Origin of the sequence: Streptomyces sp. NPDC059917 (genome assembly GCF_042730635.1) — a bacterium.
GTDB lineage: Bacteria > Actinomycetota > Actinomycetes > Streptomycetales > Streptomycetaceae > Streptomyces.
In genome coordinates, this window is sequence record NZ_JBHWLC010000041.1 from 1 (window position 1) to 22,893 (window position 22,893).

The 22,893-nt window shown below is 73.6% G+C and carries 25 protein-coding genes; 14 read left to right on the plus strand and 11 right to left on the minus strand.

Going from position 1 to position 22,893, the window contains the following annotated elements:
• Nucleotides 1-49: 49 nt before the first annotated feature.
• On the minus strand, nucleotides 50-1,282 hold the full coding sequence (locus tag ACFWAR_RS23100; RefSeq protein ID WP_385780159.1) for an IS701 family transposase: 1,233 nt from the start codon (nucleotides 1,280-1,282) through the stop codon (nucleotides 50-52).
• A gap of 147 nt (nucleotides 1,283-1,429) precedes the next feature.
• On the opposite strand from ACFWAR_RS23100, the gene ACFWAR_RS23105 reads away from it, so the two are divergent.
• The 4 genes from ACFWAR_RS23105 (at nucleotide 1,430) to ACFWAR_RS23120 (ending at nucleotide 5,340) form a co-directional block, all read left to right on the plus strand.
• Complete coding sequence (locus tag ACFWAR_RS23105; RefSeq protein WP_354380774.1) at nucleotides 1,430-1,843, plus strand: DUF3151 domain-containing protein; 414 nt, start codon at nucleotides 1,430-1,432, stop codon at nucleotides 1,841-1,843.
• A gap of 166 nt (nucleotides 1,844-2,009) precedes the next feature.
• A complete protein-coding gene (locus ACFWAR_RS23110) occupies nucleotides 2,010-2,858 on the plus strand; it encodes a tryptophan 2,3-dioxygenase family protein (protein ID WP_385780162.1) in 849 nt (282 codons plus the stop codon).
• A 127-nt stretch (nucleotides 2,859-2,985) separates the two neighbouring features.
• The gene (gene kynU / locus ACFWAR_RS23115) at nucleotides 2,986-4,149 is read left to right on the plus strand and encodes a kynureninase (protein WP_385780330.1); all 1,164 of its coding nucleotides are present in this window, start codon (nucleotides 2,986-2,988) and stop codon (nucleotides 4,147-4,149) included.
• Between the two features lie 315 nt (nucleotides 4,150-4,464).
• The gene (locus ACFWAR_RS23120) at nucleotides 4,465-5,340 is read left to right on the plus strand and encodes an alpha/beta hydrolase family protein (RefSeq protein ID WP_385780164.1); all 876 of its coding nucleotides are present in this window, start codon (nucleotides 4,465-4,467) and stop codon (nucleotides 5,338-5,340) included.
• 10 nt (nucleotides 5,341-5,350) lie between these two features.
• Here ACFWAR_RS23120 and ACFWAR_RS23125 read toward each other — a convergent pair whose 3' ends face one another.
• The gene (locus ACFWAR_RS23125) at nucleotides 5,351-6,607 is read right to left on the minus strand and encodes an FAD-dependent oxidoreductase (protein WP_385780167.1); all 1,257 of its coding nucleotides are present in this window, start codon (nucleotides 6,605-6,607) and stop codon (nucleotides 5,351-5,353) included.
• Nucleotides 6,608-6,680: 73 nt separating this feature from the next.
• Here ACFWAR_RS23125 and ACFWAR_RS23130 point away from each other — a divergent pair, with 73 nt between their 5' ends.
• The 5 genes from ACFWAR_RS23130 to ACFWAR_RS23150 all read left to right on the plus strand — a co-directional run bounded on the left by ACFWAR_RS23130 (nucleotide 6,681) and on the right by ACFWAR_RS23150 (nucleotide 9,826).
• Nucleotides 6,681-7,391, plus strand: a complete 711-nt coding sequence (locus ACFWAR_RS23130) for a TetR/AcrR family transcriptional regulator (RefSeq protein WP_385780170.1) — start codon at nucleotides 6,681-6,683, stop codon at nucleotides 7,389-7,391.
• 74 nt (nucleotides 7,392-7,465) lie between these two features.
• On the plus strand, nucleotides 7,466-7,738 hold the full coding sequence (locus tag ACFWAR_RS23135) for a hypothetical protein (RefSeq protein ID WP_385780174.1): 273 nt from the start codon (nucleotides 7,466-7,468) through the stop codon (nucleotides 7,736-7,738).
• Nucleotides 7,739-8,070: 332 nt separating this feature from the next.
• Nucleotides 8,071-8,874: a DUF1906 domain-containing protein gene (locus tag ACFWAR_RS23140; protein WP_385780177.1), complete on the plus strand. Its 804-nt coding sequence runs from the start codon at nucleotides 8,071-8,073 to the stop codon at nucleotides 8,872-8,874.
• Nucleotides 8,875-9,179: 305 nt separating this feature from the next.
• Complete coding sequence (locus ACFWAR_RS23145) at nucleotides 9,180-9,428, plus strand: hypothetical protein (protein WP_385780179.1); 249 nt, start codon at nucleotides 9,180-9,182, stop codon at nucleotides 9,426-9,428.
• Nucleotides 9,425-9,826 (plus strand): PIN domain-containing protein, encoded by a 402-nt coding sequence (locus ACFWAR_RS23150; RefSeq protein WP_385780182.1) that lies wholly within the window; start codon nucleotides 9,425-9,427, stop codon nucleotides 9,824-9,826. Before ACFWAR_RS23145 ends, ACFWAR_RS23150 begins: the two co-directional genes overlap by 4 nt.
• Before the next feature lie 107 nt (nucleotides 9,827-9,933).
• Here ACFWAR_RS23150 and ACFWAR_RS23155 read toward each other — a convergent pair whose 3' ends face one another.
• Entirely contained in the window at nucleotides 9,934-11,217 is a 1,284-nt protein-coding gene (locus tag ACFWAR_RS23155; RefSeq protein WP_385780185.1) for an adenylosuccinate synthase, read from the minus strand.
• Nucleotides 11,218-11,401: 184 nt separating this feature from the next.
• Here ACFWAR_RS23155 and ACFWAR_RS23160 point away from each other — a divergent pair, with 184 nt between their 5' ends.
• Both ACFWAR_RS23160 and ACFWAR_RS23165 read left to right on the plus strand, forming a co-directional pair.
• A complete protein-coding gene (locus ACFWAR_RS23160; protein WP_385780187.1) occupies nucleotides 11,402-12,322 on the plus strand; it encodes a diacylglycerol kinase in 921 nt (306 codons plus the stop codon).
• Between the two features lie 37 nt (nucleotides 12,323-12,359).
• Complete coding sequence (locus ACFWAR_RS23165; RefSeq protein ID WP_385780190.1) at nucleotides 12,360-12,962, plus strand: hypothetical protein; 603 nt, start codon at nucleotides 12,360-12,362, stop codon at nucleotides 12,960-12,962.
• On the opposite strand, the gene ACFWAR_RS23170 is transcribed toward ACFWAR_RS23165, so the two are convergent.
• Nucleotides 12,892-13,302, minus strand: coding sequence for a VOC family protein (locus ACFWAR_RS23170; RefSeq protein ID WP_385780193.1), 411 nt, complete (start codon nucleotides 13,300-13,302; stop codon nucleotides 12,892-12,894). The two genes, ACFWAR_RS23165 and ACFWAR_RS23170, sit on opposite strands and share 71 nt — an antisense overlap.
• Before the next feature lie 50 nt (nucleotides 13,303-13,352).
• A complete protein-coding gene (locus ACFWAR_RS23175) occupies nucleotides 13,353-13,892 on the minus strand; it encodes a GbsR/MarR family transcriptional regulator (protein ID WP_385780197.1) in 540 nt (179 codons plus the stop codon).
• 71 nt (nucleotides 13,893-13,963) lie between these two features.
• Here ACFWAR_RS23175 and ACFWAR_RS23180 point away from each other — a divergent pair, with 71 nt between their 5' ends.
• Both ACFWAR_RS23180 and ACFWAR_RS23185 read left to right on the plus strand, forming a co-directional pair.
• Nucleotides 13,964-14,950, plus strand: a complete 987-nt coding sequence (locus ACFWAR_RS23180; protein WP_385780200.1) for an ATP-binding cassette domain-containing protein — start codon at nucleotides 13,964-13,966, stop codon at nucleotides 14,948-14,950.
• On the plus strand, nucleotides 14,947-16,521 hold the full coding sequence (locus tag ACFWAR_RS23185; protein WP_385780204.1) for an ABC transporter permease: 1,575 nt from the start codon (nucleotides 14,947-14,949) through the stop codon (nucleotides 16,519-16,521). The genes ACFWAR_RS23180 and ACFWAR_RS23185 overlap by 4 nt, the downstream gene beginning before the upstream one ends.
• Nucleotides 16,522-16,564: 43 nt before the next feature.
• Here ACFWAR_RS23185 and ACFWAR_RS23190 read toward each other — a convergent pair whose 3' ends face one another.
• A complete protein-coding gene (locus ACFWAR_RS23190) occupies nucleotides 16,565-16,981 on the minus strand; it encodes a nuclear transport factor 2 family protein (RefSeq protein ID WP_385780207.1) in 417 nt (138 codons plus the stop codon).
• A gap of 108 nt (nucleotides 16,982-17,089) precedes the next feature.
• Between ACFWAR_RS23190 and ACFWAR_RS23195 the strand changes: the two genes are divergently transcribed.
• Nucleotides 17,090-17,548 (plus strand): MarR family winged helix-turn-helix transcriptional regulator, encoded by a 459-nt coding sequence (locus ACFWAR_RS23195; RefSeq protein ID WP_385780209.1) that lies wholly within the window; start codon nucleotides 17,090-17,092, stop codon nucleotides 17,546-17,548.
• Between the two features lie 27 nt (nucleotides 17,549-17,575).
• Here the strand turns inward: ACFWAR_RS23195 and ACFWAR_RS23200 are convergent, their stop codons facing one another.
• From ACFWAR_RS23200 to ACFWAR_RS23220, 5 genes are all read right to left on the minus strand, one after another.
• A complete protein-coding gene (locus tag ACFWAR_RS23200) occupies nucleotides 17,576-18,817 on the minus strand; it encodes a cytochrome P450 (protein ID WP_385780211.1) in 1,242 nt (413 codons plus the stop codon).
• A gap of 27 nt (nucleotides 18,818-18,844) precedes the next feature.
• A complete protein-coding gene (locus tag ACFWAR_RS23205) occupies nucleotides 18,845-19,504 on the minus strand; it encodes a response regulator (RefSeq protein ID WP_385780214.1) in 660 nt (219 codons plus the stop codon).
• A complete protein-coding gene (locus tag ACFWAR_RS23210) occupies nucleotides 19,501-20,820 on the minus strand; it encodes a sensor histidine kinase (protein WP_385780215.1) in 1,320 nt (439 codons plus the stop codon). The genes ACFWAR_RS23205 and ACFWAR_RS23210 overlap by 4 nt, the downstream gene beginning before the upstream one ends.
• Nucleotides 20,821-20,907: 87 nt before the next feature.
• On the minus strand, nucleotides 20,908-21,579 hold the full coding sequence (locus tag ACFWAR_RS23215) for a response regulator (protein WP_385780219.1): 672 nt from the start codon (nucleotides 21,577-21,579) through the stop codon (nucleotides 20,908-20,910).
• On the minus strand, nucleotides 21,576-22,892 hold the full coding sequence (locus ACFWAR_RS23220; protein ID WP_385780222.1) for a histidine kinase: 1,317 nt from the start codon (nucleotides 22,890-22,892) through the stop codon (nucleotides 21,576-21,578). The genes ACFWAR_RS23215 and ACFWAR_RS23220 overlap by 4 nt, the downstream gene beginning before the upstream one ends.
• Nucleotide 22,893 lies beyond the last annotated feature (1 nt).

Sequence of the window (22,893 nt, forward strand, 5' to 3'; positions counted from 1 at the left end):
GCGGACCTGTGGGCCCGCCCCCCGGCCCGCGGCCATCTACCGGGCGACCCTAGACAAGGTCACGACCGACCGGCATCCCGGTTTCCGACAGGCAGCGCGCCGCGTGCGCCACCGACGCCATCGTCACGTGCCGGTGCCAGCCCTGGAGCGAACGCCCCGCGAAGTCCCGCAGCCCGACCTCCTGCACGCTGTGCGCCGAACTCGCCGACACCCGCCGCGCCTGCTTCGTCATCCGCAGCAGCACGGCCGGGGTCACCGGCACCGGCCGCGCCAGGTCCGTCACCCACAGCTGCGAGGGCATGCTGCGCGCGTCGGTCCACTCGCCGAGCAGGGTCAGGTGGCGCCGCCGGGCCGGGGAGGGGTCCGGCATCATCACGCGCACCGCGGCCACCAGCGAGGTGCGCCGCTGCCCCGGGTACAGCGGGTCGGCCCACTCGACCACCGTGCGCAGCGCCCGCACGTTCTGCAGCACGTCCCGGGCGGCCAGGGTGCCCGCGCCGTGCCCGGGCAGCGCCGGGTCGGTCACGAGCAGCCGGGCGGCCGGGCTGATCCGGGCGAGCACCGGCAGCCGCGCGTCGGCGAACCGGTTCATCGTGGAGCGCGTGCCGATGTTCTGGATGTCGAGCAGCACCGGCCGCGCCGGCACCCCGACCTCGCGCACGGCGTCCAGGACCCCGGTGACCGCGCACTCCTCGTACGTCTCCCCGGAGCGCTCGCCGCCCTCGAACTCGGCGGCCCCGGCGGCCGCGCCCTCCTCGTCCGGCAGGTACAGCCGCCACCCCACGGGAGTGACGACGTCGGCCGAGGTGAACCAGATCCCGAAGGCCTGCTGCCCGCGGAACATCTGCCCGCGGTGCGGGTCGTACTGGCGCCCCACGCCCACCGAGTGCTCCCCGCCCTTGGGGATCGCCATCGGCTGGGCCACCCAGGCCGTCAGCGGCGAGGACTGCTCCAGGTACTGCGACAGGGCGGTGCGGATCGGCTGCCAGTCCCAGGTGGAGCCGGCGATGAAGTGGTGCAGGCTCTGCTCGGCGGCGGGCCCGCCGATCTGCTGCGCGATGTTGCGGATCGACTTGCGGCCGGGCGTCGCGAGCAGGCCCCGCACGTACTGGAGGCCCTTCTCCCGCTGGTCCCGGCGCCGCAGCGATCCGAACACCGCCCCGCACAGGTCCTCGGCGGCCTCGTGCGCGCGGCGCCCGCCGTCGGAGCGTCCCGGCCCGGTGCGGCCGCCGCGCGGACGCGAGGCCAGGTGACTACTCCTGTGAATGGTGCTCGTGGTCATTGTCTTCCCCCGTTAAGTCGACTGACGACCTTCGTGTCCCACCGTCCGGTGAGGGACCCCGGTGCGGGGAGGTGCGCCGGGCACACACCTGGCGCCCGGTGTGGTGGGCCCCCCACCACGGGCCCGGGAGTACCGCAGACTGGGGGCATGTCCATTCACGAGAACCTGCTCGGCGGCCCCGCCCCGACCCACCTGCCCGACGACCCCGAGCCGCGCGAGGCGCTCGCCGCGGGCACCGAACCGGCCGAGGTGGCCGCGAAGTACCCGACCTCCTCGCTCGCCTGGGCGCGCCTGGCGGACGACGCCTTCGAGGCCGGCCGCCCCGTGGAGTCGTACGCCTACGCCCGCACCGGCTACCACCGCGGTCTGGACTCGCTGCGCCGCGCCGGCTGGAAGGGCCACGGCCCGGTGCCGTGGGAGCACGAGCCGAACCGCGGCTTCCTGCGCGCCCTGCACGCCCTGGCGCGCGCCGCGCAGGCCATCGGCGAGGACGCGGAGTACGAGCGCTGCTCGACCTTCCTGCGGGACTCCTCGGCGACCGCGGCCGACACCCTGAACTGAGGCCCCCGGCGCTCCCGGGGCCGCCGGGGGAGGGTGTGAAGGTGGTCACTCTCCACTGGCGGGCCCCAGGGGCCCCCGGCCTATGATGCGAACAGGGGACCGGAGCTCCACTACCCAGCAGGAAGGGGCGGACCGCTACCCGGAAGTTCGTATCGAGGAGACAGCGATGTCGGAAAACCTTGATGCCTCCGGAGTGGGCGGTTCGGAAACCCCGAACCTCGACTTCGCCGGCACGACCCCCTACGAGGACTACGTCCAGGCCGACGTCCTCACCCACCTCCAGCACCCGCGCTCGGACGACCCGGGCGAGATGGTCTTCCTGGTCACCACCCAGGTCATGGAGCTGTGGTTCACGGTCATCGTCCACGAGTGGGAGACCGCGGCCCGGGCGCTGCGCGAGGACGACATCCCCGTCGCGATGGACGCGCTGAAACGATCCCTCCGCGAGCTGGAGGCCCTCAACGCCTCCTGGCGCCCCCTCGCCCAGCTGACCCCGGGCCAGTTCAACTCCTACCGCGCCGCCCTCGGCGAGGGCTCCGGCTTCCAGTCCGCGATGTACCGCCGCATGGAGTTCCTCCTGGGCGAGAAGTCCGCGTCGATGCTGGTCCCGCACCGCGGCGCGCCGCGCGTCCACGCGGAGCTGGAGAAGGCGCTGGCCGAGCCCAGCCTCTACGACGAGGTGCTGCGCCTGCTCTCCCGCCGCGGCCTGCGGATCCCCGCCTCGGTCCTGTCCCGCGACCTGACCCAGCGCTACGAACCCTCCCCGCTCGTCGAGGCCGTCTGGACCGAGCTGTACGCCGACCCGGACGCCCACGGCGACCTGCACCGCCTCGGCGAGGTCCTCACCGACGTCGCGGAGCTGGTCTGGCGCTGGCGCAACGACCACCTGGTCGCGACCCGCCGCGCGATGGGCGCGAAGACGGGCACGGGCGGCTCGGCCGGGGTGACCTGGCTGGAGAAGCGCGCCACGAAGAACGTCTTCCCGGAGCTCTGGACGGCGCGCAGCCATGTCTGATCACCAGGAGGCCCCCGTGGCTGGCCCCATCACAGCCCCTCCGGCGTTTGAGGAGCGGGGTTCGGGGCGGAGCCCCGAGACGCCCGGCGCAGCCGACCCGGACGCCCTCCGGGCCCGCGCGGCCCGGTTGGACGCCGAGGACGACCTGGCCAAGCTCCGCGACCGCTTCACGCTCCCCGACGGCCTCGTCTACCTGGACGGCAACAGCCTCGGCGCCCTCCCGGCGGGCGTCCCCGCCACCACGGCGGACGTCGTGACCCGCCAGTGGGGCCAGGACCTCATCCGCTCCTGGAGCGAGGGCACCTGGTGGACCGCCCCCGAGCGGATCGGCGACCGCATCGCCCCCCTGATCGGCGCGGCCCCCGGCCAGACCGTGGTGGGCGACTCCACCAGCGTCAACCTCTTCAAGGCGCTGGTCGGCGCCGCCCGGCTGGCGGGCGAGGGCCGCACCGACCTGCTGGTCGACGCGGCCACCTTCCCGACCGACGGCTACATAGCGGCCTCCGCGGCCCGGATGACCGGCCTGCGGGTCATACCCGTCGACCCCGACCGGGCGGCGGAATCCTTCGGCCCGTCCACCGCCGTGGTCCTGCTCAACCACGTCGACTACCGCACCGGCCGACTGCACGACCTGCCGGCCCTCACCGCGGCGGCCCGCGCCGCGGGCGCGGTCACCGTCTGGGACCTGTGCCACAGCGCGGGCGCCCTGCCGGTGGAGCTCGACGAGAACGCGGTCGACCTCGCCGTCGGCTGCACCTACAAGTACCTGAACGGCGGGCCGGGTTCACCGGCGTACCTCTACATCGCCGCCCGCCACCAGCGGGACTTCGATTCGCCGCTGCCCGGCTGGAACGGCCACGCGGAGCCCTTCGCGATGACCCCCGGCTACAGCCCGGCCGAGGGCGCGGTCCGCGGCCGGGTGGGCACCCCGGACATCCTGTCGATGCTGGCCCTCGAAGCGGCCCTGGACGCCTGGGAGGGCGTGACGGTCGAGGCCGTCCGCGCCAAGTCCCTGGCCCTGACGGACTTCTTCCTGGAGTGCGTGGCCGCGTACGTGCCCCCGGGCGCCGTCGAGTCGGTCACGCCGGCCGCGCACGCGGAGCGCGGCAGCCAGGTGTCGCTGCGCACCGAGAACGCCTCCGCCGTCATGGCCGAGCTGATCGCGCGCGGTGTCGTGGGCGACTTCAGGGCCCCCGACGTCCTGCGGTTCGGCTTCACCCCGTTGTACGTCGGCTTCGCGGACGCGGAGCTGGCGGCCCGGACGCTGGGTCAGGTGCTGAGCGCGTCCTGAGGACGCGCCTCGGTGCGTACCGAGGCGCGTACCGAGGGACGTACTGAAGCACGTACCGAGGGAAGCGCTGAGGGACGTACCGAGGCACGTGCCGGGCCACACGGGTCGCATATACGGGTGATGTCGGGGCGAAACGTCACGGCAAGGGGGCGGGCGGGGCTACGGCCGCGCCCGCCCCCGCACGTGCGCCCCCGTACGCCCGGGGTGGCACGGAACAGCAGGTTCCGGCCTGATACGGTCCCGCTCTGCCCGGAACACATGTACCCGCCGGCTCTGCTGTCCCCGCTGTCCCACGCGTTACCGGAGGTTGAGCTGATGACGGACCCCGCAGTGGAACGTGACGCTGCCGAGGCCGAGTCGGCCTTCTCCCACCCGCCGGTCGCCCCGGACGCCACCGCCGCCTACGGCGAACACCCCGACCAGGTCATCGACTTCTACGCCCCGCGCGCCCCGGGCCCCGGCCCCGCCCCGCTCGTCGTCGTCCTGCACGGCGGAGCCTGGCGCGCCCCCTACGACCGCCACCACGTCACCCCCTTCGCGGACTTCCTGGCCCGCCGGGGTTTCGCCGTGGCCAACGTCGAGTACCGGCGCGGCAGTTCGCTCCCGCACCAGAACGCCGACGGCCCGGTCGCCGGTCGCTGGCCGGAAACGTTCGACGACGTCGCCGCCGCCCTCGACGCCCTGCCCGCCCTGGTGGCGAACGCCCTCCCCGGCATCGACCCGCGCCGCATGGTGATCACCGGCCACTCGGCGGGCGGCCACCTCGCCCTGTGGGCCGCCGCCCGGCACGTCCTGCCCGCCGACTCCCCCTGGCGGCTGCCCGCCCCGCCACAGCTGCGCGGCGTGGTGGCGCTGGCCCCCATCGCCGACTTCACCGAGGCGGAGGCGCGCGGCGTCTGCGGCGGCGCCTCCTCCCAGCTCCTGGGCGGACCCGAGCACTTCGCGGCCCGCCTCCCCCACGCCGACCCGGCCGCGCTCCTCCCGACGGGCATCGCCACGGCCGTCGTCCAGGGCCGCGACGACATCGTGGTCCCGCACGAGGTGGCGGAGGCGTACGTGGACGCCGCCGCGCACGCGGGCGAGACGGTCGGCCTGACGATCCTGGACGGCGTCGGCCACTTCCCCCTGATCGACCCGGCGGCGGACGCCTGCGCGGTGGTCTCGGAGGAGATCGCCCAACTGGCCTGGTGAGCGCGCCCGGTCAACCGGGCAGGCGGAAGCCGTCGAAGAGGTCGTCCATGCCGCGCAGCGTCAGGCGGGCGGGGGCGGCGCGGACCGCGAGGTCGCGGACGGCCGCCGCGAGCGGGTTGCGCAGGGTGCCCAGACGGCCGACCCGGCGGGCCCGCACGCGCACGGCGTCGGTGCGCGCCAGCCGGGCGGCGGTGTACGCGGCGAGCGCGGCCGGAACGGGGTCGGCGCGGCCGGTGCCGTCGGTGTCGGTGTCGACGTCGGCGTGGTCGTGGTCGTCGTCCAGGCTGAAGGCTTCCCGACTCGCGGGCAGCAGGTGGGCGAGGACCACCGCGTCCTCGATGGCCTGGCAGCCGCCCTGGCCGAGGTTGGGGGCCATGGCGTGGGCGGCGTCGCCCAGCCAGGCGATCCGGCCGTGGTGCAGGCGCGGGAGCGGGGCGGCCAGGTCGTAGAGGTCGTTCTGGAGGACGTCGGCGGGGTCGAGGCGGTCGATGCGGTCCAGCAGGGCCGGAATCGGGTCGTGCCACGCGCCGAAGCGCCGCCGCAGTTCGGCGCGGGGGTCCGCCGACCGGGTGCCGGCCGGGGCGGGCGCGGTGGCGTAGAGGTACAGCCGGCCGTCGGAGAGCGGGGTCAGGCCGAACCGTTCGCCGCGCCCCCAGGTCTCGCTCATGGCCGCCACCCGCAGCTCGGGGGCGTCCACGATGGTCCGCCAGGCGGTCTCGCCGAGGTAGCGCAGGCCGGGGTGGGCGGGGAAGTGCGCGCGGCGCAGCGGGCTGTGGATGCCGTCGGCGGCGACGACCAGATCCGCGCGAAGGTCCGGGCCGCCCGCCGTACGGACGATCGCGCGGCCCCCGTCCCCGTCCCCGTCCGTACCCCCGTCCACGGCCGTCACGGCGGCCCCGTAGCGCAGGGCCCGCGGCGGCAGGGCGGCGGCCAGCGCGGTGGTGAGGGCCGTGCGCGGCACGGCGAGGGGGGCCACGCCGTAGCGGGCCGCCATGTCGGCGGTGGCGGTCCGGGTGAGCCACCGCCCGTCGGAGCGGCGCGCCCCCATCGTCGCGGGCACGTGGTCACCGGCGGCGCGGGCGGCGTCGACGCCGATGGCGTCGAGCGCGCGCAGGGCGTTGGGTGCGAGGCCGATGCCCGCGCCCGTGACGGGGGGTTCGGGGGCGCGTTCGCAGACGGTGACCCGCCAGCCCCGGCGGTGCAGTGCGACGGCGGCGGTGAGGCCGCCTATCCCGGCCCCGACCACCACCGCGTGACGTTGCGACATGGCACACCCATCCCCTCGCCCACACAGCCTCTACAGCTGTAGAGCCGTCACTCTACAACTGTAGAGTGGGGCCATGTCCATCCCCACCCCCGACCGGGCGGCCCCCGACCGCCGCACCCTCATCGCGGACGCCGCGATCGCCACCGTGGCCGCGGCGGGCCTGCGGGGGCTCACCCACCGCGCGATCGACACCGCGGCGGGGCTGCCCGCGGGCAGCACGTCGTACTACTTCCGCACGCGCACGGCACTGATCGGCGCCTGCTACGCGCGCATCGAGGAGCGCGACCTGGCCGAGCTGGACGACCTGCTCGGGCGGACCGGCCTCGACGGCACAAGCGAGCACGCCACCGACCACGCCACCGACCGTGCCGCCGACCACGCCGCCGACCGCGCCTCCGCCCACGGCGCCGAGCGGCCCCGCCCGCCCTCGCGGGACGAGGCCGCGGCCTCGCTCGGCGCGCTGCTGCACCACTGGCTGACCGCGGGCCGGGAGCGCCAACTCGCCCGCTACGAGCTCAGCCTCGAAGCCGCGCGCACGCCCGAGCTGGCCGTCGCCCTGCACCGCACGGGCCTGGCCGCCCGCGCCCGGGCGGCGGCCGTCGTCGGGTCGCTGGGCGCCGCCCGGCCCGAGGAGGCCGGCGAGCTGCTGGTCGCCTGGACCGACGGCGTGCTCTTCGACCGCCTCGCCGGCGCGCCGGCCCGCACCCGGCCCGCACCCGACCCCGCGGAACTCGCCGCCCTCGCCCGCCGCATGCTCGACGGGGTTCTCGCGCCCGGTCGGTGAGCACCCTCCCGACGGCATCGCGGCGCCCGGAAATTGCGCGCGCGATCGGCGCTCCTTGCCTACGCTCGGCAGCGATGAAGAGACGTCTGCAACTCACCGAACAGGTCGCGCGGTTCGTCGACCACTACATGCCGGCCACGGACCGGGAGGTGTTCGAGCGGGTCACGGAAAGGCTCCTGGACGACCCCGAAGGCGAGGGCACCTACCTCGCCTACCTGAACGACCCCGTGACGCGCATGGTGCGGGAGGGGCACGTGATGATCGAGTACGTCGCGACGAGCTGGTTCGTGGTCGTCGTCGAGACGGACGTCTACGACGCGTCGCGCGGCTTCAACGAGCCCCTCTAGGGCGTGTTTCGAAAGTCCCGCCTGGCTCGCGACGCCTGGTACCGCGCCTCGCGGCGTTGTCGGAACGCCCGATTACGTCCAGTAGGCGGGCGATCCTCCGCCTTGCGATGCACGGCACCAGACGCCGCGAGCCGCGCCCTTCGGGCGCCCGGCGCTACTTTCGAAACACGCCCTAGAGCGCCCCCACCACGGACCGTCGGCGCACGGCCGGCGGTCCACCGCCGGAGCCCGCGTCAAGTCGCGCGCCGCCCGTCCCCGGAAGGGGTGAGCGTGCGCCGACACGCCGCGCGGGTCCCCCACTTGGCGGCACCGGGCGGGCAGGGTCCCGGTCGGTGCGCACCCTTCTGCGAAACCTCGGCCTGAGCGCCGCCTCCCTCGCCCTGCTCGGCGCGACCACCCCCGCGGCCGCCCCGCCCCCCACCGAGGTGATCCACGGACTCGGCTTCGACGCCTGCGCCGCGCCCCCCTTGAAGGCCATGCGGGCCTGGTACGGGACCTCCCCCTACCGAGCCGTCGGCATCTACGTCAGCGGCGGCCAACGCCACTGCGCGCAGCCGGAGCTGACCGCCGAATGGGTCCGCCAGGTCCGGGCCATGGGGTGGCGGCTGATCCCCGCGCACGTCGGGATGCAGGCGCCCTGCAACGACTACCCGCACAAGACCGAGCGCTTCGCCCCGGCCCGCGCCGGCGACCAGGGCCGCGCCCAGGCCCAGGAGGCGGTGCGGGCGCTCACCGCGCTGGGCATCGGCAAGGACAGCCCCGTCTACCTGGACATCGAGTCGTACGCCGTGAAGGACGCGCCCGCCGAATGCGGCCGGGCCGTCGTGGACGCGGTGGTCGGGTGGACCCGGGAACTGCACCGCTCCGGCTACCGCGCCGGCTTCTACTCCAGCCTCGGCTCCGGCGTGCGCGACCTGGCCGGAGCCGCCCGCGCGGGCCGCTCCCCGCTCCCGGAGGCCCTCTGGTACGCGCGCTGGGACCAGCAGGAGTCCACCGCCGACCAGGGCCCGCTGACCGCCGACCTGTGGCCGAAGGACGCCCGGATCCACCAGTTCGCGGGCAACGTCAAGGAGACCTGGGGCGGCGAGACCCTCACCATCGACCGCAACCGCCTGGACGGCCCGGCGGCCCGCTAGTGCCGTGACCGGAAAGGTTCACCGTGTCACGGCGCCCGGCACGGCACCTCTCCCCCAGCTACCGCTGGGAGGTGCCCCCTGCGTTGTTGGCCCACGCAAGTACGTCCAGTACGAGCCGCGGTCCTCCGCCTTGCGATGCGTCCCCTCGGCCCTGCGGGCCTGGGGAGACCCCAGGGCACCGGACACCGCGACCCGGCAAACCTTTACGGCCACGGCACTAGATCGGACGTTCCGGTGGTCACCCGGTGGGGTGATCCCCGCGCATTCCCCTCCCCGTGCGGCGCATATCGCCGTATGCTCGCATTATGTCGGGAACCATGCGTATCACCGTCACCCTGCCGACCGAGCAGGTGGAAGCCCTCAAGGGGCTCACGGACAACATCTCCGGGTATGTGGCCGAGGCCGTGGCCCGGCGGATCCGCAACGAACTGCTCGGCCAGTACCTGGACCGGTACGAAGAGGAGCACGGGGCGATCACCGAAGCCGAGCTGGCCGAGGCGGACGCAAGACTCTTCGGCTCCGAAAGGAGCGAAGAACCGGCGGCTGCGGCATGAAGCAGGTGGTCGTGAGCGCTGTGCTCGACTCGGAGGGCTTGTCCGCACTCATCACCGAGAAGCCGAAGGACGTCCCGCTCTTCCGGCGGTTGCAGTCGATGAAGACCGATCTCGTCGTCTGTGCCAACACCATCGTCGAGGTGAGTCACGCGCGGACGAACCAGGCCAAGCTGAACTGGGTGCTGTCGACATTGAAGGTCGAGCCCGTCACCGAGGCGTCGGCCAAGGCCGCCGCGCTGCTGCTGAAAGCGACCGGGCTGCACGGCCACAAGTACGCGATCGACGCGACGGTCGCGGAGGTGGCCCTGCGGCAACCCGGCCCCGTGATCCTGCTGACCTCGGACGCCGACGACATGGCGAAGCTCTGCGGCGACAGGGTCCGGATCGTCGCTCTCTGACCGCCGAGCGCCGGTGGTGCCCGCACGCGCCCGAGGGGCGGACCGCACGTGGCGGTCCGCCCCTCGGGCGGTGTTCCTGGTGGCGGCCGGGCGGGCCGCCGGTGGGACTACAGGAACGAGTTGATCTCGATCGTCTCGGTGCGGCCGGGGCCGACGCCGATCGCGGAGATCGGGGCGCCCGACATCTCCTCCAGGGCCTTGACGTACGCCTTGGCGTTCTTCGGCAGCTCGTCGAAGGTCTTGGCCTTGGTGATGTCCTCGGACCAGCCGGGGAAGTTTTCGTAGATCGGCTTCGCGTGGTGGAAGTCGGTCTGCGAGTAGGGCAGCTCCTCGACGCGCTTGCCGTCGATCTCGTACGCCACGCAGACCGGGATCTCTTCCCAGCCGGTCAGGACGTCGAGCTTGGTGAGGAAGAAGTCCGTCAGACCGTTCACGCGGGTCGCGTAACGGGCGATCGGGGCGTCGAACCAGCCGCAGCGGCGGTCACGGCCGGTGGTGACACCGCGCTCGCCACCGATGCGGCGCAGCGCCTCGCCGTCCGCGTCGAACAGCTCGGTCGGGAACGGGCCGGCGCCGACGCGGGTCGTGTACGCCTTCAGGATGCCGATGACGCGCGAGATCTTCGTCGGGCCGACACCCGCACCCGTGCAGGCGCCGCCCGCGGTCGGGTTCGAGGAGGTGACGAAGGGGTACGTGCCGTGGTCGACGTCGAGCAGCGTGCCCTGGCCGCCCTCGAAGAGCACGACCTTGTCCTCGTCGAGCGCGTTGTTGATGATGAGGGTGGTGTCGGCGACGTAGGGCTTGATCAGCTCCGCGTACCCGAGCATCTCCTCGACGATCTGGGCGGCGTCGATCGCGCGACGGTTGTACAGCTTCGCCAGGAGCTGGTTCTTGCCCTCCAGCGCCGCTTCGACCTTCTGGGTGAGGATCGACTCGTCGTAGAGGTCCTGGACGCGGATGCCGACGCGGTTGATCTTGTCCGCGTACGTCGGGCCGATGCCACGGCCCGTCGTGCCGATCTTCCGCTTGCCGAGGAAGCGCTCGCCGACCTTGTCGAGGGTGACGTTGTACGGCGTGATGAGGTGCGCGTTGCCGCTCAGGAGCAGCTTGGAGGTGTCGATGCCGCGCTCGTTCAGGCCGCGCAGCTCGGAGAGCAGGACGGCCGGGTCGACGACGACACCGTTGCCGATGACCGGGGTGCATCCGGGGGAGAGGATGCCGGAAGGGAGAAGGTGCAGTGCATACTTCTGGTCGCCCACGACGACCGTGTGGCCGGCGTTGTTGCCACCCTGGTAACGCACTACATAGTCAACGGATCCACCGAGCAGGTCGGTGGCCTTTCCCTTGCCCTCGTCACCCCACTGAGCTCCGAGCAGCACAAGAGCGGGCACAGGCGTACACCTCTTCCGGATGGGGCATGTCCAAGGTCAGGGGGCGTACGACGATGTACACCGCAGGCTGAGCCGTCGGACCGGTACCCCGGAATAGACGAAGGCCCTGGCGCAATAGCGCAAGGGCCTCTTGCACAAAGATGCTACCCGAGGAAGGACCGAGGTGTCGGCTCCAGAGCCCACCATGAGCCATGCGGGCGCGCCGGTAGGCGGCCTGCTCGTGCTCGTCGACCCGGTCGCCCGCCGCCTCGACGGCGAGTCCGTGCGGATCGCGAAGGATGTCTTGTCGGCGGGGGCGGCGGCGAAGATCTGCCTCCCCGAGAGCCTTGAGGAGTTCGCGCGGGCCCTTGCCCGCCGGGGTCATCGGCAGCCGGTGATCGTGGGTGACGACCAGGCGCTGGTGCGCGCCGTGGGGCTGTTGCACCGGCGCCGCGAGCTGGCCGACGCCTCGCTCGCGCTGGTGCCCGTGGGCGCCGCCCCGTCGCTGTCGCTGGCGCGCTCCCTCGGCGTGCCGGTGGGTGCGGTGGCCGGGGCGCGGGCCGTGCTCGACGGGGTCGTGCGCACCCGTGACCTGCTGGTTGACGACAGCGACGGGGTGGTGCTGGGGGGTCTGCGGATCGCCGGGGCGGGCGCCGCGCCCGTCGGTGCGGCGGGGCGCGCGGGACCGCCCGGTTCCGCTTCCGCCGCGGGTGCCGTGGCCGGGCTCGCGGTGGCGCGGGCCGCCGCGCCGGGGGCGCCCGGGCGGCCCGGAGCGCCGTCGCTGTGGAGCGCGTGCCGGTCGCTGGTGCGGACCCTGGTGCGGCCGCCCGTGGGGCGCGGGGCGGCCCCCGCCCAGCGGCTGCGGCTGCGCGTGGAGGCGGACGGAGTGCTGGTCAGCGACGTGGACCAGGCGGTCGCGGACGTGACCGTGGCCGCGCGCGACGGATTGGTCGAAGTCGTTGTCCGGATGGTGGACGCCGGGCCCGCGGTGATCGGGCGGGGACTGTCCGTCACGGTTTCGGGGGCGGACTTCCGCTACCGCGCCGACCACGCCGACACCGGTCCGGTGCGCCGCCGCACGTGGACCCTGCGACCGGCGGCCTGGGGGCTCACGCTGCCCCGGTGAGGGCGGCCGGGCCGGAGCCGAAGGGGCGGTGGCGGGCGTGGCGGAAGTGGCGGCGGAGGTGACGGTGGGTGACGGCCCGGCGCCGGACGGAGCGGCGCTGCGCGAGGCCGTGGCCGAGTGGCGCCGGGACGCGCTGCTGCTGTGCCTGCTGCCGGTGTTCTGGTGGCCCGCGGTGGTCGGGTGCGCGCTCGTCCGGCCGCGCCCCGTGGCGGCGCTGCTGCTGGCGGTGCTGCTGAGCCCCGTGGTGCTCGGGGTGCGCGAGTTGTACGTCGCCCGGGCGGCCGGGAGCGCACTGGCGACCCCGGCCCACTGGAGGCCGTACCGGATCACGGTGCGCCGACGCGGGCTGCGGCCCCCGGTGCTGCTCCTTGGGGAGGGACGGATGGTGGTGGCGCTGGGTGCGCTCGGCCGCCGCGTCGTCCCGGCGCGGTCCTGGCCGCCGGGGTCGGCGGGGGAGGCGGGGGCGGGGGCCGGGGTGCTGTGGTGCGCGGGGGACCCGGAGCCGGGGGCGCGCTGTCTGGTGTGGACGCCGGGGGCGCGGCGGCTGGGGCGCGGGCGGGTCCGCCCGGCTACGCCTCCTGGAGGTTCAGCTGCCAGGAGACGCCGAAGCGGTCGTTCACCCAGCCGAAGCGGGCGCTGAACCCGTACGAGCCCAGGGGCATCAGCTCCTTGCCCTCCTCGGCCAGGGCCCCGTAGAGGCGCTCCAGCTCGGGCCCGTCGGCGCACTCGACGAAGAGCGACACCGCCGGGGTGAAGCCGAAGGCGTGCTTCACGTGGCTGTCGATGCAGGTGAAGCGCTGCCCGGCGAGCGCGAAGGTGGCGCGGAGCACCGAGCCCTCCTCGCCCGGGCCGTCGGCGCCGTAGCGCTGGATGTCGACGACCTCGGAGTCCTCGAACAGCGAGGTGTAGAAGGTCATGGCCTCCTCCGCCCGGCCCTCGAACATCAGGAACGTGGTGATCTTCTGCGGCATCGAGGCCATGGCGCGCCGTCCTCCGGGGGTCCAGGGGGTCCAGGGGTTCCAGGGGGTGTCTAGAGGTCGAGCGTGGCGCGGTGCACGCGCCACCGGTCCATCATGGCCAGCATCTCGCCCTGGAGGAACTCGAAGAAGGCCGCCGTCTCGGCGATGCGGGTCCCGGCGGGGGTGTCCGGGCCGAGGCCGGCCGCGCCCTCGCGCAGGGTCCGCTCCCAAAGGGTCAGGACCTGGTCGCGGCGGGTGAAGGTCTCGTACCAGAGCTCGTTGTGCAGGACGTAGCGGTCGCGCCGGGAGCCCGGCTCGCGCTCCCGGCTGACCATGTTGACCTGGGTGAGGTAGCCCACCGCGCCCGATACCGCCGCCGGGCTGATCTGCAGGGCCAGGCTCAGCTCGGCCGAGGTCATCGCGCCGCCGTCGCTGGCCAGCAGCGCGGCGAAGACCCGCGAGGCCATGCGCTGCATGCCCGCCTCGGTCAGCTGGGAGGCGAAGCGCTCCACGAAGCGGGAGACCGCTTCCTCGTCGCGCGCGCCCGTGTCCGCGCCCGTGTCCGTGTCCGCGTTCGTGCCCGTGTCCGTCTTGTCCGTCTTCGTTTCCATGTCCGCCACGCTCCCGACTTTACGCGATTTCCAATCTTCACAAATTTGTGAAAGTAGCGTACGTTCGAAACATGACGAAGGCCATCAGCGTCGCCGGACTCCACAAGTCCTTCGGCCGCACCCGCGCACTGGACGGTCTCGACCTCGCGGTCGAGGCCGGTGAGGTCCATGGCTTCCTCGGGCCCAACGGCGCCGGGAAGTCCACCGCGATCCGGGTCCTGCTGGGTCTGCTGCGCGCGGACTCGGGCTCGGCCGAGCTGCTCGGGGGCGATCCCTGGGCCGACGCGGTCGCCCTCCACCGCCGCGTCGCCTACGTGCCCGGCGACGTGACCCTGTGGCGCAACCTCTCCGGCGGCGAGGTCATAGACCTCTACGGGCGGCTGCGCGGCGGCCTCGACGAGGCCCGCCGGGCCGAGCTGCTCGACCGGTTCGAGCTCGACCCGACCAAGAAGGGGCGTACGTACTCCAAGGGCAACCGGCAGAAGGTCGCGCTCGTCGCCGCCTTCGCCGCCGACGTCGACCTGTTGATCCTCGACGAGCCCACGTCCGGCCTGGACCCGCTGATGGAGGAGCTCTTCCAGGGCTGTGTCGCCGACGCGCGCGCCGCCGGGCGCACGGTCCTGCTCAGCTCGCACATCCTCAGTGAGGTCGAGACCCTCTGCGACCGGGTCAGCATCATCCGCAAGGGGCGCACGGTGGAGAGCGGCACCCTCACCGAGCTGCGCCACCTCACCCGCACCTCGATCACCGCCGAACTGGCCACGGCCCCGAGCGGACTCGCGCGGCTGCCCGGCGTGCACGAGGTCGAGGTGTACGAGGCCGAGGGGCCGGGTGAGGGGGCGGGTGAGGGGGCGGGGCCGGGGCGGAAGGTCCGGCTCCAGGTGGACACGGACGAGCTGGACGCGGTGGTGCGCGCCCTCGCCGCGTCGGGGGTCCGCTCGCTGACCGCCTCGCCGCCGACGCTGGAGGAGCTGTTCCTGCGCCACTACGCGGAACCGGGCGCCGGGGGTGCCGGGGGCGCCGCGGGCGTCGGCGCGGTGGTCGGAGGGGCGCGATGAGGAGCCAACTCGCCGGCACCGGGAGCCTGCTGCGCCTGGCCCTGCGCCGCGACCGCGTGCTGATGCCGGTGTGGATCGGGGTCGTCTCCCTGCTGGTCCTCAGCATGCCCGCCTCGCTGGAGGCGACGTACGCGACGGCCGCCGAGCGGGCCGGGCTGCTCGTCACCACCCGCGCGAACGGGTCGCTGCGCGCCCTGTACGGGCCGGTCTTCGGCGATTCGATCGGCGCGCTCAGCGCCTGGAAGGGCGGGGTCTTCGCCGGGCTGTGCGCGGCCGTGATGAGCCTGGTCATCGTGGTCCGGCACACCCGCGAGGAGGAGGAGAGCGGCCGTCAGGACATGCTCTGCGCCGCCATGGTGGGGCGCCGGGCCCCGCTGACCGCCGCGCTGCTGGCGGCCCTCGTCGCCAACGCGCTCGTCGCGGTGCTGGTGACGGTCGGGCTGTCGGGCCGGGGCGCGGGCGGTGCGCTGGCGCTGGGGCTCGGGCTCGCCGCGACCGGGTCGCTCTTCGCGGTGCTCGCGGCGATCACCGCGCAGCTCACCGAGGGCGCGCGGTCGGCCAAGGGGCTCGCGGGCGCGCTGCTCGGCGCGGCCTTCCTGCTGCGCGCGGCCGGCGACGCGGGCCGGGAGTCCGGGGGGTCGGCGCTGACCTGGGCCTCGCCACTGGGCTGGTTGGAGAACATACGGCCCTTCGCCCACGAACGCTGGTGGGTCCTGGGCCTGTTCGCCCCGGCCTGTGCGGTGCTGATGGTCCTCGCGTACGTGCTGGCCGGGCGCCGGGACCTGGGGATGAGCTTCCTCGCGGCCCGGCCGGGGCCCGCGCGCGGACGGCTCGGTGGGGTCTGGGCGTTGGCGTGGCGGCTCCATCGGGGGAGCGTGCTGGGGTGGGGGGCCGCCTTCCTCGTGGCCGGCGCGAGCTTCGGTGCGATGACGGACGGGGTGGCCCAACTGGTCGGGGACAACGAGAAGACCCGCGCGATCATCGAGCGGATGGGCGGTCAGGGTGCGATGGCCGACTCCTTCCTCGCGGCGATGGCCGCGCTGCTGGCAATGGTGGCCGCGCTGTACGTCGTCTCGTCGGTGCTGCGGCTCGGCGGCGAGGAGAACGGCCGGCGCGCCGAACCGCTCCTCGCGGGCGCCGTCGGCAGGCTCGCCTGGGCGGGCGGCCACCTGGTGATCGCCTTCGGGGGATCGGCGCTGGTCCTGGCCCTGGGCGGGCTCGGGCTCGGCCTCGGGCACGGGCAGGACGTGGGCGCCGCGGTGGGGGCCTGCCTCGCGCAGCTGCCGGCGGTCTGGGTGCTCGGAGCGCTGGCGGTGCTGCTGTACGGCGCGCTCCCGAGGTTCGCGGCGGCCGCCTGGGCGGTGGCCGGGGCGGTGCTGGCCCTCGGCTGGGTCGGTCCGGCGCTGAACCTCCCGCGGGCGGCCCTGGAGCTCTCGCCCTTCGCGCACCTGCCCCGGCTGCCCGGGGCCGGGGCCTTCGAGTGGATACCGGTGCTCACGCTGACCGCGGTGGCGGCGCTGCTGACGGTGGTGGGCCTGGCCGCGCTGCGCCGCCGCGACGTGATCGCCTGACGGCGGCGCCGGGACCTTTCCCCCCCGTGGGGGCGGGCAGGGCTCAGCGGGCGCTGCCGAGGTCCCGGTCGGCCTCGCTGCCGCTCAGCATCAGGGTGGTCTCCTCGATGCGGCGGAAGCGGCCGTCGGGGGCGAACTCCGCGAAGAGGTAGACCTCCATGTGGACGGCGGAGCCGTCCTTCTTGGTGGCGCGGACGGTGTGGCGGTCGGCGTACAGGGACCCGTTCGTCAGCTCCTCGTGGACCTCGACGCTGCCTCCGGCGAGCACCGTGCGCAGGTGGGCTATGTGCGCGGTGAATTCGGCGCGGTCGGCCCAGCTGCCGTCGGTGCGCTGGCGGTAGTCGGGGGCGAAGTGCCGCTCGACGGCGATCCCGAGGTCGAGCTCCGGGGCGAAGAGGAGGTCGGCGAGGGCGGCGGCGATGTCGGTGTTCTGGGGGGCGCTGGTGTCGATGCTGCTCATGGTGTCCTCCGCGGGGCAGGTCCGAAGACGAGTATTGCGTGCGCTGCGCACGCTTATGAAGAGGAACATAGCACGGACTGCGTGCGCAACGCACGCTATTCTTTGGGCATGGACAACGAACCGGAGCACGAGACGGGCCAAGCGGTGGCCGACGCCCTGGGGGAGCTGCTCAAACGCACCCTCCGGGCCGGCCTGTACCAAGCCCTGACGGACAACCTCGGCGAAGCCGTCGACGAGGTCACCTACCCGGTGCTCAGCGGCCTGGCCCGGACCGGCCCGCGCAGCGCCGCCGACCTGGCGGTCGCCGTGGGCCTGGACCGCTCCGGCGTCAGCCGGCGGGCCTCCCGGCTCGAGGCCGCAGGCCTGGTGCGGCGCGAGCCGGACCCCTGCGACCGGCGCGCCGTGCTCCTGGCCCTGACGGAGGAGGGGGAGCGCACGGTGGAGACCATGCGTCGGCGCCTGGCCGACCGGATCGGGGCCACGCTCGGTTCGTGGCCGCCGGACGAGGCGCGCTCGTTCGCCCGCCAACTGCGCCGGTTCGTCGACGAGGGCCCCTTCGGGGCGTAGGCCGCCGCGCGGGAGCGGGCGCGCCCGTCAGCACGCGACGAGCAGCTCCCGGAGCCCCCGGATCACGTAGCCGTCCCGCCACCGCGGCTCGCGCACGAGCCGCAAGGGCGGGACCGCGGGGTCGAGCAGGGCCCCGAAGGAGGCGGCGAGCTCCAGTCGGGCGAGCGGCGCGCCCAGGCAGTAGTGGATCCCGGCCCCGAAGGTCAGGTGCGGATTGTCGGTCCGCCCCAGGTCCAGCTCGTCGGGGCGCGCGAAGCGCGCCGGGTCGCGGTTGGCGGAGCCGAAGAGCAGCGCCACCTCCGCGCCGCGCGGGATGAGGGTGTCGCCGACCTGGATGTCGTCGAGCACCCAGCGCTCGAACATCTGGAGCGGTGTGTCGTAGCGCATGAGTTCGTCCACAGCTGTGGACAACTTTTCGGGACGGCCGATTCCGGGGCTTCCGGCCGCGGCGACGTCGGCGCGCAGTCGGGCGAGGGCGTCCGGATGGCGCAGCAGGGTCCACCAGCCGTTCGCGGTGGTGTTGACCGTGGCCTCGTGGCCGGCGTTCAGCAGCAGGACACAGGTGGAGATCATCTCCTGTTCGCTGAGCCGACCGCCCTCCTCGTCGTCGTGCGCGGCGATCAGCGCGGAGATCAGGTCCGGGCCGGGGGCCCTGCGGCGCTCGGAGATCAGGTCGCGCAGGTACGCGCTGAACTCCAGGCTCGCCCGGACCGCCCGCGCGGCGCTCTCGGGTCCGGGATTCAGCTCGTACATCCCGCAGATGTCCGCCGACCACGGCCGCAGCGGCCCGCGGTCCTCCTCCGGGATCCCGAGCAACTCGGCGATCACCGCCACCGGCAGCGGTTCGGCGACCGCGCCGAGCAGGTCCCCGCCGCCCGCGGCGACGAACCGGGCGGTCAGCTCCCGGGCGAGCCGCTCCACGGCGGGCGCGAGCCGCTCCACCGTGCGCGGGGTGAACGCCTTCGCGACGAGCCGCCGCACCCGCGCGTGCGCGGGGTCCTCCAGGTCCAGCAGGCCGTTGTCATTGAGGACGTGGAACGGTTCGTGCTCCGGCGGTGGCGCGCTGCGCCCGAACTCCTCGTGGCCGAACCGGTGCAGGTACGTCCGCCCCAACCGCCGGTCTCGCAGCAGCGCACTCACGTCCGCGTAGTGCGGGATCAACCACTGCCCGGTGGCCTCGCACCACACCGCCCGGCCCCGCTCGCGCAACGTCCGGTAGGCCGGGTAGGGGTCGGCGACGAAGGCGGTGTCCCACGGATCGAAGTCCATCCCCTCACCTTAGGCAGCGCCTCCCCGTCAGGAGGGGGAGACCAGGCGGGTCTCGTAGGCGTAGACGGCGGCCTGGGTGCGGTCCCGCAGCCCCAACTTGACCAGCACCCGGCTGACATGGGTCTTGATCGTGGACTCGGCGACCACCAGCCGGTCGGCTATCTCGGCATTGGACAGCCCCTGGGCGATGAGGATCAGCACCTCCGTCTCCCGCTCCGTCAGCTCCTCCACCATCCCCGGATCCGCCACCCGGGGCGTCTGCGCGAGCTTGGCGAACTCCACGATCAACCGCTTGGTCACCGAGGGCGCGAGCAGCGCCTCACCGGACGCGACCACCCGCACCCCGTCCGCCAGTTGCCGGGCGGACGCGTCCTTGAGGAGGAACCCCGAGGCCCCGGCCCGCAGCGCCTGGTACACGTACTCGTCGAGGTCGAAGGTCGTCAGCACCAGCACCTTCGCGGTCGCGTCCGCCGCGACGATCTGCCGCGTCGCCTCCAGACCGTTCATCACCGGCATCCGGATGTCCATCAACACCACGTCCGGACGCAGGGCTGCCACCTGCTCCAGGGCCTGACGGCCGTCGACCGCCTCCCCCACCACCTCGATGCCCGGCATCGCGCCCAACAGGACGGAGAAACCCTCCCGGACCATCATCTGATCGTCGACGATCAGCACCCGGATCGTCATGCCGACTCCTCCGCGGGCCGGTTGCGCACCGGTATGAACACGGCCACCTCGTACCCGCCGCCCGGTGTCTGCCCGGCCGTCATCTCCCCCTCCAACATGGCCACCCGCTCCCGCATCCCGGTGATCCCGTGCCCCGCGCCCGGCGACGGCCTGACGTCCCCGATCGCCGGGCCATTGACGATCCGCACTCCCAGCCCGCCCAGGACGTACGACACCTCGACGCCGGCCGTCGCACCCGGAGCGTGCCGCAGGGTGTTGCTCAGCGCCTCCTGGACGATCCGGTACGCCGACAGCTCCACCCCCTGGGGCAGCTCGCGCACCGAGCCCGTCACCGTCTTCTCCACGGTCATCCCCGCCTCCCGCACATTGCCCAGGAGGCCGTCCAGCGCCGCCAGCGTCGGCTGCGGGGCGTCCGGCGCCTCGTAGTCCGCGGACCGCACCACGCCCAGCACCCGCCGCAGCTCGGTGAGCGCCGCCACCGCGTTCTCCCGGATGGTGGCGAAGGCCGCCTCCAGCTCCGGCGGCGGATTCTCCACCCGGTACGGCGCGGCCTCGGCCTGGATCGCCACCACCGACATGTGGTGCGCCACCACGTCGTGCAGCTCGCGGGCGATCGTCGTCCGCTCCTCCAGCAGGGTCCGCCGGTCCCGCTCGACCGCCGTGACCTCCTGCTGCGCCGTGACCTCCTGCGCGGCCGTCCTGTAGATGTGCCGGACGCTGACCGCCAGCAGGACGAAGGCCGAGACGAAGACCATGGGCATGGTGCCGATGGAGTGGCCCCGACCGAGCAGGACGCTGAGCACGACCCCCACCGCCGTGCTCACCGTCCACATCCAGGCCGCGACCCGCGGGCCGGTCCGGATCGCCACGACGGTCAGCACGGTCATGTGGGCGAAGAAGGAGCCCGGCGACCACGGCCAGAGCACGCTGCCCGACTGGAGCACGGCCAGGACCCCGGTGACCGCCATCTGCGCCCAGAACGCCCCGACCGGTCGCACCAGCGTCATCACGACCGGAGCGGCGGCCAGCAGCCCGATCACCAACGTGCGCAGGGGCGACTCGTAGGACACGTCGCGCCCGGCGTTGAACAGCACGAAGAACGCGATCAGCGTCACCAGGGCATGCGGCGCGAAGGCGGCCTCACGCCGGATCCGTGAGGGGAGGCGGCGGATCAGCGGGCCGTCCACCCGCAGTGGAGCGAGCGGCCGGTAGGCGAGGGCATCGGTGAACAGGTCCCGGCGCAGGCTCTCTATGAAGCCCGACGCCAGCCGGATCTCAGGGGTCCGGGGGGCTGCCCCGGTGGTCGTCTCGGTCACATACCAACCGTAGGTCGCCGCCCCCCTGGTCCGCGTCGCCGCTGATGGGGACTTATCAAGCTCCCCCTCAAGTACTACCCGGCTCCGTCAGTAACCCGCCGGACGGACCAGACCCGTCTCGTACGCGAAGACGGCGGCCTGGGTCCGGTCCCGCAACCCCAGCTTCACCAGGATCCGGCTCACATGCGTCTTCACGGTCTGCTCGGCCACGATCAGGTGCGCCGCGATCTCACCGTTGGACAGGCCCTGGGCGATCAGCGACAGGACCTCCGTCTCCCGCTCGGTCAGCTCCGCGATCCGCTGCTTCGTTGGGGCCCGCGGCGCCCCCAGCCGGGAGAACTCCGTGATCAACCGCTTCGTGATGTTCGGCGAGAGCAGCGCCTCCCCGGCCGCGACCACCCGCACCGCCTCGGCCAGCTGGTCCGCCGAGGCGTCCTTGAGCATGAACCCGGAGGCCCCGGCCCGCAGCGCCTCGTACACGTACTCGTCCAGGTCGAAGGTGGTCAGCACGAGCACCTTGACGGTGGACCCCGGTGCCCCGGTCACCGCCGCCGTGGCCTCGATCCCGCTCATGCCCGGCATCCGGATGTCCATCAAGATCACGTCCGGATCGAGTGCGGCGGCCTGGGCGACGGCATCGGCGCCGTCGACCGCCTGGCCGACCACCTCTATGTCGGGCTGTGCGCCCAGCAGCACGCCGAAGCCCTGCCTGACCATCATCTGGTCATCGGCGATCATGACCCGGATCGGAGTGGTCATCGGTCTCTGCTCTCCTTGGCGAAGGCGTTCGGCGGTGGGTCCAGCGGGAGCGTCACGCTCACCTCGTACCCGCCGCCGGGCCGTGGTCCGGCGGTCAGTTCACCACCGAGCATGCCGGTCCGCTCCCGCATGCCCAGCAATCCGTGCCCCGCACCCGGGGAGGGCGGGGCCGGCCGGGTCGGCGCGGAGTTGGCGACGCACAGGTGCAGACTGCGCGGCCCGTAGGCCAGGCCGACCTCCACCCGGGAACCGGGCGCGTGCCGCAGGCAGTTGCTCAGGGCCTCCTGCACCAGCCGGTACGCGGTCAGTTCGAGCCCGGGCGACAGCGCCCGCCGCTCGCCCGCGATCTCCGTGGTGATCTCCATCCCGGTGGCCCGAACATTGGCGACGAGTGCGTCAAGTTCGACCAGGGTGGGCTGCGGGTGGTGCGGGTTCGCCGGGTCGTCCGGATGCTCCGAGCGCAGCACGCCCAGCACCCGGCGCAGCTCGGTGAGGGCTTCCAGCGCATTGCCGCGGATGCCCGCCAGGTTCTCCTTCAACTCCTCGGACGGATTCTCCGCGAGGTGCACGGCGACCTGCGCCTGGATGGAGATGACCGACATGTGGTGCGCGACGACGTCGTGCAGCTCGCGGGCGATCCGGCTGCGCTCCTCCAGCAGCGTCCGCTGCGCGCGCTCCGCCTCGGTGAGCGTCTCCTGCTCCACCAGGCGGCCGCGGGCCAGGCGCAGCGCCCGCACTACGGACCCCATGACCCCGGCGAAGCCGAGGACCAGCACCGACTCGACGATGGAGGACTGGGCCAACGGCGGACGGAAGCCCACCTCGGCGGCCACGTTGAGGGCGAGGGTGGTGCCGACGACGGCCGCGGTCACCCGGGGCGGCACGCGCAGCGCCACCAGCAGCACCACCGGGGCCATGGCGAACACCCCGATGGGGATCCACGGCCAGGGCTGCCCCACCGGCACGCTCGGGTGGACGACGACGGCGATGCCCACCGCCGCACCCAGCGCCAACCACCAGCCCACCATCGGCCACCACATCGTCACCAGGATGGAGACGCCCGTCAGCGCGCCCAGCAACGGAGCGGTCTTGTCGTGGATCTGGTACGCCCCGCTGACCTGGGCGACCACGATCGAGCTGAGCAGGTAGGCCACGTAGCCGATCAACAGGTGCGGCAGCCGGGCCAGCCAGCGGGGCCGGCCCAGTCTCGGCAACGGATCCCGGCGGGCGCTGAGCAACTCCTCGGGCAAGGTCAACAGCATGGCGCGGACCCTTGAAGGGCGTTCGCCCACGGAGTCGATCTGCTCTGTCACG